Origin of the sequence: Cryobacterium sp. TMS1-20-1 (genome assembly GCF_004402355.1) — a bacterium.
GTDB classification, from domain to species: Bacteria; Actinomycetota; Actinomycetes; order Actinomycetales; family Microbacteriaceae; genus Cryobacterium; species Cryobacterium levicorallinum.
Genome location: NZ_SOGF01000010.1, coordinates 91,834 through 106,394 on the forward strand (window position 1 = coordinate 91,834; position 14,561 = coordinate 106,394).

The window sequence follows — 14,561 nt, forward strand, 5'->3', positions numbered from 1 at the left end:
AGTTGTTTTCCGTGTCCGAATAAAAAGGTTGGCGGACGGTTTGCTATTCCGTCCGGATTGTTGGAAACTGTGCCCGCCGATTTCGATTATCGGCGTAACTGAAATGGATGGGCATGGCAACCGATTACGACGCACCCCGAAAGACTGAAGACGACTCCGAGTCGATCGAGGCCCTCAAGGAACGTGTGCCAGATAAAATGTCCGGCAGCGTTGATGTTGACGACTCCGACAACCCGGGTGGGTTCGATCTACCCGGCGCCGACCTGTCCGACCTGGACCTCGATGTCGTCGTTCTGCCCGCGCAGGCCGACGAATTCACCTGCGTGAATTGCTTCCTCGTGAAGCACCGTTCGCAGATGGGACACGAGACCAAGCTCGGAATGGTCTGCCTGGAGTGCGACTCCTAGACCTGCTAACCGACGTTGGTCGTTCGTGATCCATTGATCGCGGCGGCCAACTCCGTCGGGTGCCGGCTGGAGATGATCCAGTACGGCGCCGGATCGGTTGGGTCGACGATCGGAACGCGCACGACCGGGTCGATCCAGCCGCGAATGAGCAGCCAGGCCCGGGCATCCAGCCGGGGACCGCGCTCCTGGGTGGCTTCGGCCTTGGTAAAGGAGACGGCTTCCCCCACAAGGTGGGTAGAAATCGTGGCCGGGCCGGCTTTCAGCTCGCCGTTCTGCACCCGCACCACCGGTGAGGCCAGCACGAGCAGCGCTACGCAGCCGCCGTAGAGAACGGCGGCCGTGATGATGCCGGCCGGCAGGGAAATCGGGACGAGCACCAGGATGCTCGCCGGTATCACCAGTGCGGTGACGATGAAGGCCCACGGAGTAGGCCAGAGTTTTTCGCGGTAATCAGGCATGGCTCTATTCGATCAGATATCTGCACTACCCTCGACACGTGGCAGAAAGCGTCGAAGTACTGATCCAAGCATCCATCCTCCCGAACTATGCACATCCCGGTGATGCTGGGGCTGACCTGCATTCGGCCGAGGCTCTCATGCTCGCTCCCGGTTGTCGTGCACTTGTCGGCACCGGCGTGTCGATCGCCTTGCCCGACGGGTTTGCCGCCTTTGTGGTTCCGCGCAGCGGCCTGGCGTCCAAGCGCGGCATCACCATCGTGAATTCCCCGGGGACAGTGGATGCCGGCTACCGCGGCGAAATCAAGGTGGCTCTGCTCAATACCGACCAGAACGAGTCGTTCACAATCAATATCGGCGACCGCATCGCCCAACTCATTGTGATGCCCGTTGCTCGGGCCACCTTCATTGCCGTGGACCGGCTGCCCGGCAGCCACCGCGGCGAGGGCGGCTTCGGTTCAACGGGCGTGGAAGCTGCTCCACGAGAAAGTGCACCATTGTCGGGCGATACCGCCCAGCGCGAAGGAGAAAATCGGTGACTGACACCACGACCCCCGGGGACTTCGTCGAGCCCTATGCCAAATCGGCACCAGACAACCGCGAGAGCGATGGCCCGTTCGACGAGTCCGAAGCCAACCCGGTGCGGCCATACGTCGACCTCGGCGGCATCAAGATTCTGCCGCGGGAAGGCCTGCACCTGCGCCTCGAAATTGAAGAGGGCAGCAAGCGCGTCGTCGCCATCGGCCTCGACTTCGCTGGGTCGACCCTGCAGGTGCAGCCGTTCGCCGCTCCGCGGTCGAGCGGCCTGTGGCATGAGATTCGCGACCAGATCGCCGACCAGATCGGCAAGCAGGGCGGTACCACGACACCGCGCGAGGGTCCGTTCGGCCCGGAACTGGTCGCCGAGATTCCGGTTGCGGCCGGTCAGGAAGCCGGCGGCGTCACCCGCCTGGCCCGTTTCATCGGCGTCGACGGGCCGCGCTGGTTTCTGCGCGGTGTGATCGCGGGCGAGGGCGCCATCGATCCGAATGCCGCAGCGCAGATCGAAGACCTGTTCCGCAGCATCGTCGTCGTGCGCGGGGGAACCCCGATGCCGCCGCGTGATCTGATTCCGCTGCGCATGCCCGCCTCGCCCACCGGCGCGACCGAGACCGCCGCGGTCTAGCGAGCCATGAGCGACACCCCCGGTCAGAACGGACAGCAGGGCCAGCGCGATGAAGCGCACGAACCGGTGCCGACGCCAGCCGCGACGCCAGCCGCGGCGCCGGAACCCGCTCCGACGCCGGAGCAGGCGCAGACCGCGTCAACCCTGTTCGCCGAGTCGATGGCCGGGGCGGCCCGCCGGGCCGGATTCGGAGCAGCGCCCGAGGGGGAGCCGATCAGCGGACAGGCCCTATTGAAGGCGATGGGCGGCATCCGCGGTCTGATTGAAGCTGTCCTGCCCGGCCTTGTCTTTCTCGTCACCTACACACTGACTATCGACCCGTCGACCGATGTGACGAGTGACCCGATCGGCACCCTGCTTCCCTCACTCGTCGCTCCGCTGGTCATCGGCGTGATCTTCGTCGCACTGCGCGCGATCACCAGGCAGACGACGACGCCGGCCCTCGGCGGCCTGGTCGGCACCGCTATCAGCGTCGCGCTGGCTCTCTTCTCCGGCAAGCCCTCCGATTTCTTCCTGGTCGGCCTGTGGACCAACGCCGGCTACGGTGCCGCCCTGCTCATTTCCGTGCTCGTGCGCTGGCCGCTGATCGGCGTCGCCGTCGGGTTCCTCATGGGCGACGGCATCGCCTGGCGCCTCGACGCCAGCAAGCGGCGCGTGCTGACCATTCTCACCCTGTGCTGGACCGGCCTGTTCCTCGGACGCCTCGCCGTGCAGCTGCCGCTCTACCTCGCCAATAACGTCGAACTGCTCGCCTCCATGAAGCTCCTCATGGGCATCCCGCTCTACGCGCCGTTGCTCGTCGTGTCCTGGCTCATGGTGCGCTCGGTCTATCGCAAAGCGGATGCCGCCGACGCGCTCTGAGAATCGACCTCTGCGCGCTCCGGCGCACTGCTAGAGTTATCTTGACGTCAAGATAGTTGACCGGCGATCACTCGTCGGCGCAACTCGATGGAAAAAGGCAGCTCCCGGCATCCGCCGGTAAGGCTTGCCTTGCTGGCACGCGGTTGTGCCTGCCACAAGAATTGAGGATTGCCGCCGGTTTCCCGTCGGCTCCTACAACGGAGAGGGCACTGTGTCGGATTCAAAAAGTACCGCGGTAAATAGCTTCGGAGCCAAAGACACCCTGCGCGTTGGTTCGACAGACTATGAAGTCTTTCGTCTCGACGCGGTCGACGGTTACGACAAACTGCCATACAGCCTGAAGGTGCTGCTGGAGAACCTCCTCCGCACCGAAGATGGAGCCAACATCACCGCCGAGCACATTCGTGCCCTCGGCTCCTGGGTTCCCACCGCGGAACCCGACACCGAGATCCAGTACACGCCGGCTCGCGTCGTCATGCAGGACTTCACCGGCGTTCCCTGCATCGTCGACCTCGCCACCATGCGCGAAGCTCTCGTCGACCTCGGCGGCGACGCCAAGAAGATCAACCCGCTCGCCCCGACCGAAATGGTCATCGACCACTCCGTTGTCGCCGACCTGTTCGGCACGACCGACTCGTTCGAGCGCAACGTCGAGATCGAGTACGAGCGCAACGGTGAGCGCTACCAGTTCCTCCGGTGGGGCCAGACCGCGTTCGACGACTTCAAGGTCGTTCCCCCGGGAACCGGCATCGTGCACCAGGTCAACATCGAGTATCTCGCCCGCGTCACCATGACCCGTGAGGTCAACGGCGTTCTCCAGGCTTACCCAGACACCTGCGTCGGCACCGACTCGCACACGACCATGGTCAACGGCCTGGGCGTGCTCGGCTGGGGCGTCGGCGGAATCGAAGCCGAAGCGGCGATGCTCGGCCAGTCGGTTTCCATGCTCATCCCCAAGGTTGTCGGCTTCAAGCTCTCCGGCGTCATCCCGGCCGGCGTCACCGCAACGGATGTCGTGCTTACCATTACGCAGATGCTCCGCAAGCACGGCGTGGTCGGCAAGTTCGTCGAATTCTACGGATCGGGTGTCGCCTCAGTGCCGCTCGCCAACCGTGCCACCATTGGTAACATGAGCCCCGAGTTCGGCTCGACGGCCGCGATGTTCCCGATCGACGATGTCACCCTCGGCTACCTGCGCCTCACCGGGCGCAGCGAAGAGCAGGTCGCGCTGGTCGAGGCCTACTCGAAGCTGCAGGGCCTCTGGCACAACCCCGATGTGGAGCCGGTGTTCAGCGAATACCTCGAGCTCGACCTCTCCACGGTCGTTCCCTCGATCGCCGGACCGAAGCGCCCGCAGGACCGCATCATCCTCTCCGAGTCGAAGTCGCAGTTCGAGCGCGACCTGGACAACTACGCCAACGGCCCCGTCTCCCTGGTGGATGCGGCAATAGAGGGTACGTTCCCCGCCTCTGACCCGCTCGGCCTCACCTCGCAAGACGAAGTGACCGCGCACGAGCACGCCTACCAGGCTGGCCTGGTACGTCACACCAGCCACCCGACGAAGTCGCACCCTCAGCCCACCGACGTGAAGCTCGCCGACGGTCGCGAGTTCACGATCGACAACGGCGCCGTAGCGATCGCGGCCATCACCTCGTGCACCAACACGTCAAACCCTTCCGTTATGCTCGCGGCCGGCCTGCTGGCCCGCAATGCGAGCCTCAAGGGACTCAAGAGCAAGCCGTGGGTCAAGACCACCCTCGCGCCCGGCTCCAAGGTCGTCACCGAGTACTACGCGAAGGCCGGCCTCAACGGCTACCTCGAAGACCTGGGCTTCTACCTCGTCGGCTACGGCTGCACCACCTGCATCGGTAACTCCGGTCCGCTCGAGGACGAAATCTCCTCGGCCGTGCAGGAGAACGACCTCGCCGTCACCGCCGTGCTCTCCGGTAACCGCAACTTCGAGGGACGCATCAACCCCGACGTGAAGATGAACTACCTCGCGAGCCCGCCGCTGGTTATCGCTTACGCCCTCGCTGGAACGATGAACTTCGACTTCGACACCGATTCGCTCGGTCAGGACACCGAGGGTAACGACGTGTTCCTCAAGGACATCTGGCCCGACGCCGACGAGGTGCAGAAGACCATTGACGAGTCGATCGACTCCAACATGTTCGAGACCCAGTACGCCGGTGTCTTCGAGGGTGACGACCGCTGGAAGTCCCTGCACACCCCCATCGGCGACACCTTCGCTTGGGACGCCGAGAGCACCTACGTGCGGAAGCCCCCGTACTTCGACGGCATGACGCTGGAGACCAGCCCGGTCGTGGACATCAGTGGTGCCCGCGTGCTCGCCAAGCTCGGCGACTCGGTCACCACCGACCACATCAGCCCCGCCGGTTCGATCAAAGCGGATGGCCCCGCCGGCCGTTACCTGGCCGAGCACGGCATCGCCCGTGGGGACTACAACTCCTACGGCTCGCGTCGTGGCAACCACGAGGTCATGATTCGCGGAACCTTCGCGAACATCCGTCTGCGCAACCAGCTCCTCGACAACATCGAGGGTGGCTTCACCCGCGACTTCACCGTCGCGAGCGGCCCGCAGGCCGACATCTACGATGCCAGCCAGAACTACCAGGCCGCCGGTACCCCGCTCGTCATCTTCGGTGGCAAGGAATACGGTTCGGGTTCCAGCCGGGACTGGGCAGCCAAGGGCACGAGTCTTCTCGGTGTCAAGGCCGTCATCGTTGAGAGCTTCGAGCGCATCCACCGCTCGAACCTCATCGGCATGGGCGTTGTGCCCCTGCAGTTCCCGGTCGGCGAAACCGCCGACTCGCTCGGTCTCGATGGCACCGAGATCGTCTCGGTCTCCGGCATCACCGAACTGAACAACGGCAAGACGCCGAAGACCGTGCGCGTGACCTGCGTTCCGAGCGAATTCTCGGCCGCCGGCAAGGCACCGGTCGAGTTCGACGCCATCGTGCGCATCGACACCCCGGGTGAAGCCGAGTACTACCGCAACGGCGGCATCCTGCAGTACGTGCTGCGTTCGCTCGTCTGAGTGAACCGGGGCGCTGCCAGCGCCTCGCTCTACCAGCACGACACCGGCGCGTAGACTCGATTCACTCGGGTCTGCGCGCCGGTTTAGCTTGATCTGTTTAGCACTGTTTTGTAGAGCAGCATGAAAGGTATGACGGATGATCCTTCTGGAGACGATTCATGGTCCGCGGGACCTCGATGGTCTTTCGAAAGAGCAGCTGCCACAGCTGGCCGCCGATATTCGGCGGTTTCTGGTGCGCGAGGTTTCGAAGACCGGCGGACACCTCGGGCCAAACCTCGGTGTCGTCGAACTGACCATCGCCATCCACCGGGTTTTTCATTCACCGACCGACGCCATCGTCTTTGATACCGGCCACCAGTCTTACGTACACAAGCTCCTCACCGGCCGTCAGGACTTCAGCAAGCTGCGCTCGTTCGACGGTCTCGCGGGCTATCCACAACGTTCGGAGTCCGAGCACGACATCGTCGAAAGCTCGCACGCCTCCAGTTCGCTGTCCTGGGCCGACGGTATCTCCCGAGCCTTCGAGATGACCGGCCAGACCGACCGGCACGTGGTCGCCGTCGTCGGCGACGGCGCACTGACCGGCGGCATGACCTGGGAAGCCCTCAATAACATCAGCGACGACAACACGCGTCGACTCATCATCGTGGTCAACGACAACGGCCGATCCTACGCGCCGACGATTGGCGGTATGGCGCGCTTTTTGAATACCGTGCGTACCCGCGCGGCCTACCGCGACGCGTACCTGACCAGTCAGAAAGTGTTTGACAGACTCGGCGCGCCCGGCCGGGCTGTGTACCGCGGGGTGCGCGGCGGTCTGCACGGGTTCCTCAGCCGGGTCACCAACAACGAAGCGCTCTATTCCAACCTCGACATCAAGTACATCGGTCCCATTGACGGGCACGACGTGCACGCCATGGAGGAGGCCCTCGCCCAGGCCAAGGGCTACGGCGCGCCGGTCATCGTGCACGCTATCACCCAGAAGGGCAAGGGCTACGACCCGGCCGTGCAAGATGCGGCCGACCAGTTCCACGCGGTCGGGCAGATCGACCCGGAGACCGGCGAATCCGTGGAAGGGGCGGGCGCGGCATCCTGGACGTCGGTTTTTGCCGACGAATTGTTGCGACTGGCCACCGAGAACGATCGTATAGTCGGCATTACCGCCGCCATGCTGCGCCCGACCGGGCTGCACAAGATGGCCGAACGTTTTCCGGCCCGCGTGCACGACGTGGGCATCGCCGAACAGCACGCCGTGACGAGCGCCGCCGGGCTGGCCTTCGGCGGCCTGCACCCGGTTGTCGCCCTCTACGCCACGTTCATCAACCGCGCTTTCGACCAGGTGCTGATGGATGTGGCCCTGCACAAAGCCGGCGTCACCTTCGTACTCGACCGGGCCGGCGTCACCGGTCCCGATGGTCCCAGCCACCACGGCATGTGGGACCTCGCCATTCTGCAGGTCGTCCCCAACATTCGGCTGGCCGCGCCGCGGGACTCCGTGCGCCTGCGCGAAGAACTGGCCGAGGCCGTCGCCGTCGAAGACGGACCCACGGTCTTGCGCTACCCCAAGGGCACCGTCGGCCTGGAGTTCGAGGCCATCCGCCGCCTCGACGATGGTGTCGATGTGCTGCAGGAGGCGACCCAACAGGATGTGCTGATCGTCACGGTCGGTCCGATGGCCGCGTTGGGGCTCGACGTGGCCGACCGGCTCGCTGCCCAGGGCATCGGAGCGACGGTCGTCGACCCGCGCTGGGTCGTGCCGGTGCCGCGCAGTATTATCACCCTCGCCGCCGCGCACCGCATCGTGGTCACCATCGAAGACGGCATCCGGGTCGGCGGAATCGGCACGCGCATCCGGCAGGATCTGCGGGAGGCCGGCGTTGACACCGCGGTGACCGAACTCGGCCTGCCGGACCAGTTCCTCGACCACGGCACCCGCGCCCAGATCCTGGAGCGCGTCGGCCTCACCCCGCAGGCGATCGCCCGCGACGTGGTCGCCATGGTGCTCGGCAGCAAAATCCCCAACGCCCGACCCTTGCCCGCCGACCACACCGACACCGGTGCTATCCAGGTAACCCGCCGCGACTAAAGGCTCGTAAGTAAATAACCTAGACGCATGCCGTTTGGGGTGCCATGGCTGTGCGGTGTCGGTTCCCGTGGAGGTCGAAGAGCCGCTGGCAGTCAAGTTCGCCGCGTTGTTCCCGCATCTTGATGAGCGTCAGCGACGGTTGCTGATGGGGGCTGAGGCTCGCGTGCTGGGTCATGGCTGGGTCATGGCGGGGTCGCGGCGGTGGCCCGGGCGGCTGGGGTGAGACCGTCACCGCCGAGCTCGACGAGAGCATCTACCCCAAAGGCATCAAGATCACCGACCGCGAAATGGCAGATCTGGAAACCCAGCACCTGCGATGTCACCCAGGTCCAGGGAGGTCATCTGTAGCATGACCGACGCCAGGTTGGTGCGCAGGATCTCATGGTCGGTGAACTCCGATCGACCCTTGAAGTCCTCCTGGGAGTACAGCCGGATGCCATCGGTCATTACCTTGACCAGGGTGTTGCCACTGGAGTGGTCGGTGAAGCGCACCTGGATCACCCACCGCAGTCCCCAGCTCGGTGTCCAGCTCCTGCGCGGTGCGCTCGGCCACCGACCTGGCGGCGATGACGACCTGGTGGTCTCGGATGGCCGCGGCGATATCGTCCCTGCGGGCAGCGACCGGCAGGTCGTCGGGATAGCTGATTCTGGGCACCGCGGTGAGACGGCGCGCGATACGGGCTGACCGCGCCGGCGGTACCTCGTCGGCCTGCGCCGGGACGGACGCCGACGGGACTCTCGTGGGCTCACAGGTTCTGGGCGCGCGGGATGCGGCGCGCGCGCTGAGGACACGAGGTTCAGGATATCCGGCCCGCGAGCCCCACTCGGTGGCACCCCTGGGTCCAGCGCGCCCAGCAACGCGCGTGAGCCGGCGGCACCCGAGGTGCCGCCGGCTCACGTTCTCAAGCTGTTCTCACAATGGATGGACTACTGGAGAGGCTTAAGGTCCGCCTTGGGCGAGCCCTCCACCCTGAAGATGCCCCACAGGCCCTGGTTGACCTGGTTCTCCAGACCGCCGTCCCGGTAGAGGTAGTCCCCGGGAAGCTTCTGGAGTCCACCGGCCCCACCGAGCAGGTTGTAGTTGAAGGCGTTGCCTGTAAGCAAACCGCCCTCAGCGGTCTTGATCATCGCGTTCGGGTCGCTTGGCTGGTAGCGCCACCCGTGCCCGTTCAGGCTGAAGGTGTGTGCCCGGTCGCGGTCACCACCCGATACGAGCCGCAGGTGCGTCTCGTCTCCGACATAGGCCCGCACGAGCGGTGTGGCCGGGTCGCCGTGCACCACCGACGACATGACGTTGGCCACCTCTGGGTCCTTCGCCAGGCGAGGGGCGAAACGCTCGGTCGTGTAGTTAATGCCCCGGTGCCCCTGGTCGCTGGGTTCGCCCTCCGCTGGGTAGGGGAGGATGGCCCCGGCCTTGTCTCGCAGGATCAGACCGTCGACCCAGTTGAGCACAGCCTCGCGGAAGCTGCGTTTGACGCCGGCGGCGTCGGTGTAGGTGACGTTGGCCTGTGCGCCCGAGGTGATCGCAAGCCCGGAGTTGGGGTTGACGTAGGTCGAGCCCTTTGGCTCGATCAACAGCGACCCGTAGGACCCGTGGTGGCGACTCCCACGCCGGTCAGCGAAGTCGAGCAGGTTCGCTGCGCCGTCCTCGACCGCGGCATGGACATACCACGTGTACTTTGTCGTAACTCCTGGCGCCACGGTCTGGTCGTAGTTGTACCCGACCGTCGCCCCGTCGGAGTCAATGACGTTGTAGGTCAACAGGTTTGGGTGCATGGACACCCGGTTGGAACGTGGGAAGTTCGTCACGTCCGCAGGCAACGGTAGGTCACCGGTGTGCGCTGCGGGCGTCTTCGGCAGCTCGTTCTTGAGCGTCACCGTGACGCAGTCACCCACATTTGCTCGGATCACCAGGGGCTCGGTCTTCATGGCACCCGTGCGAACCTTGGTCACATCCTCGCTCCGCACGAACATCGTGCCGTACGGGTCGTGGTCACCTGACTTCGCGTTGTACACGATGTCCTTGGCGATGGCCGACACGTTGACAGCGACCGCCCTGGACCCTGTCGGGCACGGGGTGACCGAACCCAGGGTTCCGGTTGGGGCAACCTTGAGCGCGTCACCCGGCTTAAGGGCTGGCCACGCGGTGCCACTTCCAGGAGCAGCCCGGTCGGGCAGCGGCTGGAGGTCGGAGACCGCGTTCTTGGGGACCCGGAACAGACCCCACATCCCCATCCACTGGTCCTCAAGCAACGGGGAGCCATACAGGTAGTCACCGGGGGAACCGGCGCCGTCCTGCAGGATCGACGGGGTGCCATTGGCGACGTTGTTCGAGGCTTTGGCGACTGTTGCTGCAGCACCGGGGTTGGTCTTGACCACCTGCGAGCCCTGCAGCTCGTAGTTGAAGTACTCCGCGAGCATGAGGGTCTGGGTGTCGACCGTCCGGGACAGGGGGTTGTTCGGCTCATTCAGCCAACGGTGACCGTGCAGGTTGAACTCGTGTATCTCCTCGTGGGAGCCAGCCACGTTGCGGATGACCACAGGGTCCTTCGAGTACGCCCTCAGGAGCGGCGTATCGGGATCGCCGTTGACCGCGGATGAGTAGGTGTACGCGGGGTCGCCCTTAGCGCCCGTAACCCCAGGTTTCGTCCGGATCTGGAACGGGGCATTCTTGTAGTTGATCGAGTAGCCGCCCTGGTCCTGGCCGTAGTTGTCCGGTGCCGAAGGTGGGTTGATCGGTGGACCAGTGCCGTTGTCCTTCCACATGGGCGTTCGGTCGGAGTAGAAAATGGTCATCTCCCGGAAGTCCGGGCCGCTGGCTGAGCGGATATCGGCCATGGGGCCGACCCCGTTCGTCGCAGCACCAGTCTTCGGATCGTGCCACGTGGCGTCAGCGGGCTCGACGTTCATCGCGGCATAGAGGCCCTTCTGCTGGTGCAGGTTGGCGTACTGGTGGTCGTGGAAGAAGGTCGTCCGCAAGGCCGTGTCCACGAACCACCGATAGCCGTAGGTCTGGCCAGGCATCGCCGAGGAGCTGTAGTTCCAACCCACGCTGGTGCCGTCGGAGGCAAGCTCGTCGAACTTGACCAGGTGCACGTGTGTCGAGACCTCGGACGTCTCCTCGGTGGCCATGTAATCACCGTCGAGGCGGTTCACGTGGTCGAGGGGGACGTTGGGATTCTCGTCGAGGTGCAGGTCGTTGATGGTGAACAGCTGAACGCACTCACCAACCCTGGACCGGATGGTGTACGGCTCGGGTGCCTTCTGTCCTGTCCGCACAGCGACCGCATCGGATTCCTCCACGTAGACCCTTCCCTGCCTGTCCTTCCAGCCCGCGGAGTTGTAGGTGATCGGGGTGTCGATGACGTGTGGCCGGTAGACCCGTGTTGGTGCAGTTGTCGGGCACGGGTCGATGTAGCCGTTGCCGGGCTTGGTCGGGTCAAGAGCAGGCATCCCTGCGGCCTCAAGCGCGGTCGGGCCACGGGGGGCGTCGCCGGGGCGACGGATAGCAGCGAAGGTGTCCTTGACCACCGCGTTCGGCGGACGGTAGGCACGCTGGCCGACGTCACCCTTGACGAACAGTGGGAAACCGGGCTGGGTTGCGGTCGGGGCCGCCGTGGCGCCTGCCCGGTTCGGCAGCTCTTGCAGTGCCTCCAGGGGCGTGCCGTCGGCATACTGTGCCGTGCCGTCGCGCAACTTGTCGAAGATCCGCAGGTGGCCCCAGAAACCCTGGGCGAAGTGCGGGTAGAGGTGGCAGTGGAAGATCGTGTCACCGACCGTGCGCTGGGTGCCGCCGGCACCTCCCTCGATCTTCAGCTCCCGAGCCTCATGTGGGCCAAACGACTGGACGTCGTTAAGCGGTGACTTCGGGTTATTCGGGTCGGCGTTCCAGCGCTGAGTGTGCTGGTGCCATGGGTGGGTCTCCTTGGCGCCCGGGTGGACGACGTGGAACTTCAGCGGGTCCCCGACGTACCCCTTCGGGATCAGGTTGTCCGAATCGGTCACCTTCACGCCGTCGACGGTTCTGGTTAGCTTGCCCTCGTCGCCGAAGACCCACGACTGCAGGTGGGACTCCTCTCCCATGCACTTGGCGCCGGGGTCGTCGACGACCTTGCCGAGCTCGGGCACGTAACCGTTGCAGAAGTTGTCAGTTGGGGCATAGGTCTGGCCGTTGGGGAGCGTGATGGTTTTGGCCACGCCACCCGGGTTCTCCGGAGTGACGGTCCCACGGTGCTCGAGGATGGCCCGCAGCCGGTTGCGCAGCGGCTCCGAGCGGTAGTTGATGCCGAAGGTCGAGTCCTTCAGCCCGGTCGTCGGGAAGGTCGGTTGCTTCCCGTCCCGGTCCAGGACGCCCTCGTTCTCGTCGAGGAAGATCATGACGGCCGAACGGGTCGAGGCCTCGCCTGCCCGGATGTCGGCGAACAGCTGGGACTCGACGGCGCGCCCGCCCGTGAGCAGGTCGGCCCCGGTGATCTGATTGTGCCAGGTCGAGTCCTTCGGGTGCACGACGACCGCGCCGTACAGGCCGTTCTGGACGGTGGTGTGCTTCGGGTCGTTCGGGTCGAGGTTGGCGTTGTCGTACAGCGGCGCCTCGCCCTCCCGGTCGGCGTACCAGGTGTAGGTGCGCTCGGTGCCCGTGGCGATGGTCGTGTCCGGGTTTAGGCCCACCCGCGCGCCGTCGGAGGTCTTCACGTCCGCTTGAACGAGGCCCTGGGTGGACAGGCCGATTCGCCGGCCAGCGATGTCGTTGCGCACCTTGACGGACACGCAGTCACCGACGTTGGCGCGCACGACGAGCGGCTGGGTGAGGTTGGGGTTGGCAAGGATTTTTTCCTTGTTCACCCTTGCGTCGGCGTTCTTGAGGGCATACATCAGGCCGTTGGGCAGCTTGTCGCCCCAGCCGTTGAGAGGGATGGTCACCTGGAAGGCGGCCAGGTCGTACTCAATAGCGCGGGCACCGGCCGGGCAGACTCCGTTGGCCGGGGTGGTGGGATCGCCAATGACAGCTGTTGCCGCAGAGGAACCCATCAGAGAGGAAGCCGTCATCAGGGCGACACAGCCCGCCGCCACGGCGATGACCAGGCGAGAGCGGCGTGGCGTCGACGCCACGACAGACCGGGCACGCCGTGCCGGCGTCGGGGCATACCCACCGGTCACATCGTCGCTTCGGCGCATGCCCAGGACGAGGCCTGCAAGGGCGAGGAGCAGAAGCACCGGGAATACGCGAGCGGCCTCGATGGCTCCGTGCTCGAAGAGTGCAGCACCCGAGGTCGTCTCCATGTGGCCGCCCGTGGCCGGTTCGGCTACCGCTGCGCCAGTAGTGCCAGCGGAAGAGGCTGCACCGTTGTGCGCAGCGTGCGGGTCGGCAGCGGCTTCGGCGGAGCCATTTGCTTGGCCCGTCTTGGCCAACCACGCCGCCGAGGGCTGGTGTGGGTGGAACCCGGGCTTGGTCGCGGCAGCGACTGGGGCACCTGGCGCGCCAGGGGGCGGGACAGCACCAAGTGCGACACTGGCATCAGGAGCTGCCTGGGCAGCCGGTGCGACAGCTGAGGCAACCGCGTGGGCGGCGGAGGCATGCTCGGAGGGGAAGAGCAGCGTGTGGCCGATCGCACCGGACATGAACACAGCCGTGGTGACAGCGACGACCGCGACCGTGGCGCGAGCCAAGGAGATCATCCGAGATGCCGGCCGCAGGCGAGCGATCATCGCGAACACGATCAGGACGGCCGGGACCACTAGTAAAAGCGACAATGTCCCGTCCCGAAGGAAGTGCAACGCTGAGGTGCCCGAACTCCAGTCTTGCTGGGCAGACGCTGCGTGAAGCCCGTGGAGCCAAGCCGTGCCGCCATAGGCGAGCACCACCCCCATGCCGACGCGAGCTCTCATAGAAATGTTCATTGGGTCTCCCTGTAACGGCATTGATGTTGTGCTGAGGTCAAGCCGGAGCTATGAGCCGGAACGGATCAGGGCGGAGTGGCTTGGTCACGGGTGTGGAGGTCCACGGGACAACCTTGCTCGGCCGACGTTGGGAAAACCTTGGGCTAGAAATGATCATGAGGGAGTCAAGACCCTACTTCCGGGCGGTGTGGCAATAGCGTCAGCGACGGTTGCTGATGGGCGCTGAGGCTCGGGTGCTGGGGCATGGCGGGGGGTCGCGGTAGTGGCCCGGGCAGCTGGGGTGAGCCGGGTTACGGTGACCGGTGGCGTGCGGGAGTTGGACGCCGGTGATGAGCCGTTGGGGCGGACCCGGCGGGTCGGTGGTGGTCGCAAGAGTGTGACCAAGACCGATCCGGGGAGGGCGGCGCTGCTGGCGCTGGTGGAGCCCGAGTCGGGTGGCGATCCGGAGTCGGCGCTGCGGTGGACGACGAAGAGTCTGCGCCACCTGGCCGACGAGCTCACGCAGGCGGGCTGCCCGGTGTCGGAGGGTGTCAGATGGTCTGTGTAAGGGGTTGCGGATCTATTTGAAGGAGTGACACTAATGGTCATGACAGAACGAACTGAGAAGCTGAAAGCACCGAAGTCCCCGGCC

8 protein-coding genes and 3 pseudogenes are annotated in these 14,561 nt (G+C 65.3%); 8 read left to right on the top strand and 3 right to left on the bottom strand.

The features are described 5' to 3' along the window. Nucleotides 1–113 precede the first annotated feature (113 nt). Nucleotides 114–407, top strand: a complete 294-nt coding sequence (locus E3O45_RS01570; protein WP_092449195.1) for a DUF4193 domain-containing protein — start codon at nt 114–116, stop codon at nt 405–407. A 5-nt stretch (nt 408–412) separates the two neighbouring features. On the opposite strand, the gene E3O45_RS01575 is transcribed toward E3O45_RS01570, so the two are convergent. Further along, nucleotides 413–865, bottom strand: a complete 453-nt coding sequence (locus E3O45_RS01575) for a DUF3093 domain-containing protein (RefSeq protein WP_134441254.1) — start codon at nt 863–865, stop codon at nt 413–415. A 38-nt stretch (nt 866–903) separates the two neighbouring features. On the opposite strand from E3O45_RS01575, the gene dut reads away from it, so the two are divergent. From dut to E3O45_RS01605, 6 genes and pseudogenes are all read left to right on the top strand, one after another. After that, nucleotides 904–1,401 (top strand): dUTP diphosphatase, encoded by a 498-nt coding sequence (dut, locus tag E3O45_RS01580; RefSeq protein ID WP_134441255.1) that lies wholly within the window; start codon nt 904–906, stop codon nt 1,399–1,401. Then, on the top strand, nt 1,398–2,027 hold the full coding sequence (locus E3O45_RS01585; RefSeq protein WP_134441256.1) for a DUF3710 domain-containing protein: 630 nt from the start codon (nt 1,398–1,400) through the stop codon (nt 2,025–2,027). The genes dut and E3O45_RS01585 overlap by 4 nt, the downstream gene beginning before the upstream one ends. Before the next feature lie 6 nt (nt 2,028–2,033). Then, nucleotides 2,034–2,888 (top strand): DUF3159 domain-containing protein, encoded by an 855-nt coding sequence (locus E3O45_RS01590; protein WP_134441257.1) that lies wholly within the window; start codon nt 2,034–2,036, stop codon nt 2,886–2,888. A gap of 211 nt (nt 2,889–3,099) precedes the next feature. After that, nucleotides 3,100–5,946 carry an aconitate hydratase gene (locus E3O45_RS01595; RefSeq protein WP_134441258.1) on the top strand — a complete coding sequence of 949 codons (2,847 nt, stop codon included), beginning with the start codon at nt 3,100–3,102 and terminating at the stop codon, nt 5,944–5,946. 136 nt (nt 5,947–6,082) lie between these two features. After that, complete coding sequence (gene dxs / locus E3O45_RS01600; protein WP_134441259.1) at nt 6,083–8,032, top strand: 1-deoxy-D-xylulose-5-phosphate synthase; 1,950 nt, start codon at nt 6,083–6,085, stop codon at nt 8,030–8,032. A gap of 67 nt (nt 8,033–8,099) precedes the next feature. Beyond that, nucleotides 8,100–8,254 (top strand): annotated as a pseudogene (locus E3O45_RS01605) (ISAzo13 family transposase); the annotation flags it as partial. A gap of 66 nt (nt 8,255–8,320) precedes the next feature. Here E3O45_RS01605 and E3O45_RS18305 read toward each other — a convergent pair. After that, nucleotides 8,321–8,708, bottom strand: a pseudogene (locus E3O45_RS18305) (hypothetical protein); the annotation flags it as partial. A gap of 251 nt (nt 8,709–8,959) precedes the next feature. After that, nucleotides 8,960–13,930: a multicopper oxidase domain-containing protein gene (locus E3O45_RS01615; RefSeq protein WP_166789360.1), complete on the bottom strand. Its 4,971-nt coding sequence runs from the start codon at nt 13,928–13,930 to the stop codon at nt 8,960–8,962. Between the two features lie 215 nt (nt 13,931–14,145). Between E3O45_RS01615 and E3O45_RS01620 the strand changes: the two are divergent. After that, nucleotides 14,146–14,453: pseudogene (locus tag E3O45_RS01620) on the top strand (ISAzo13 family transposase); the annotation flags it as partial. Nucleotides 14,454–14,561 lie beyond the last annotated feature (108 nt).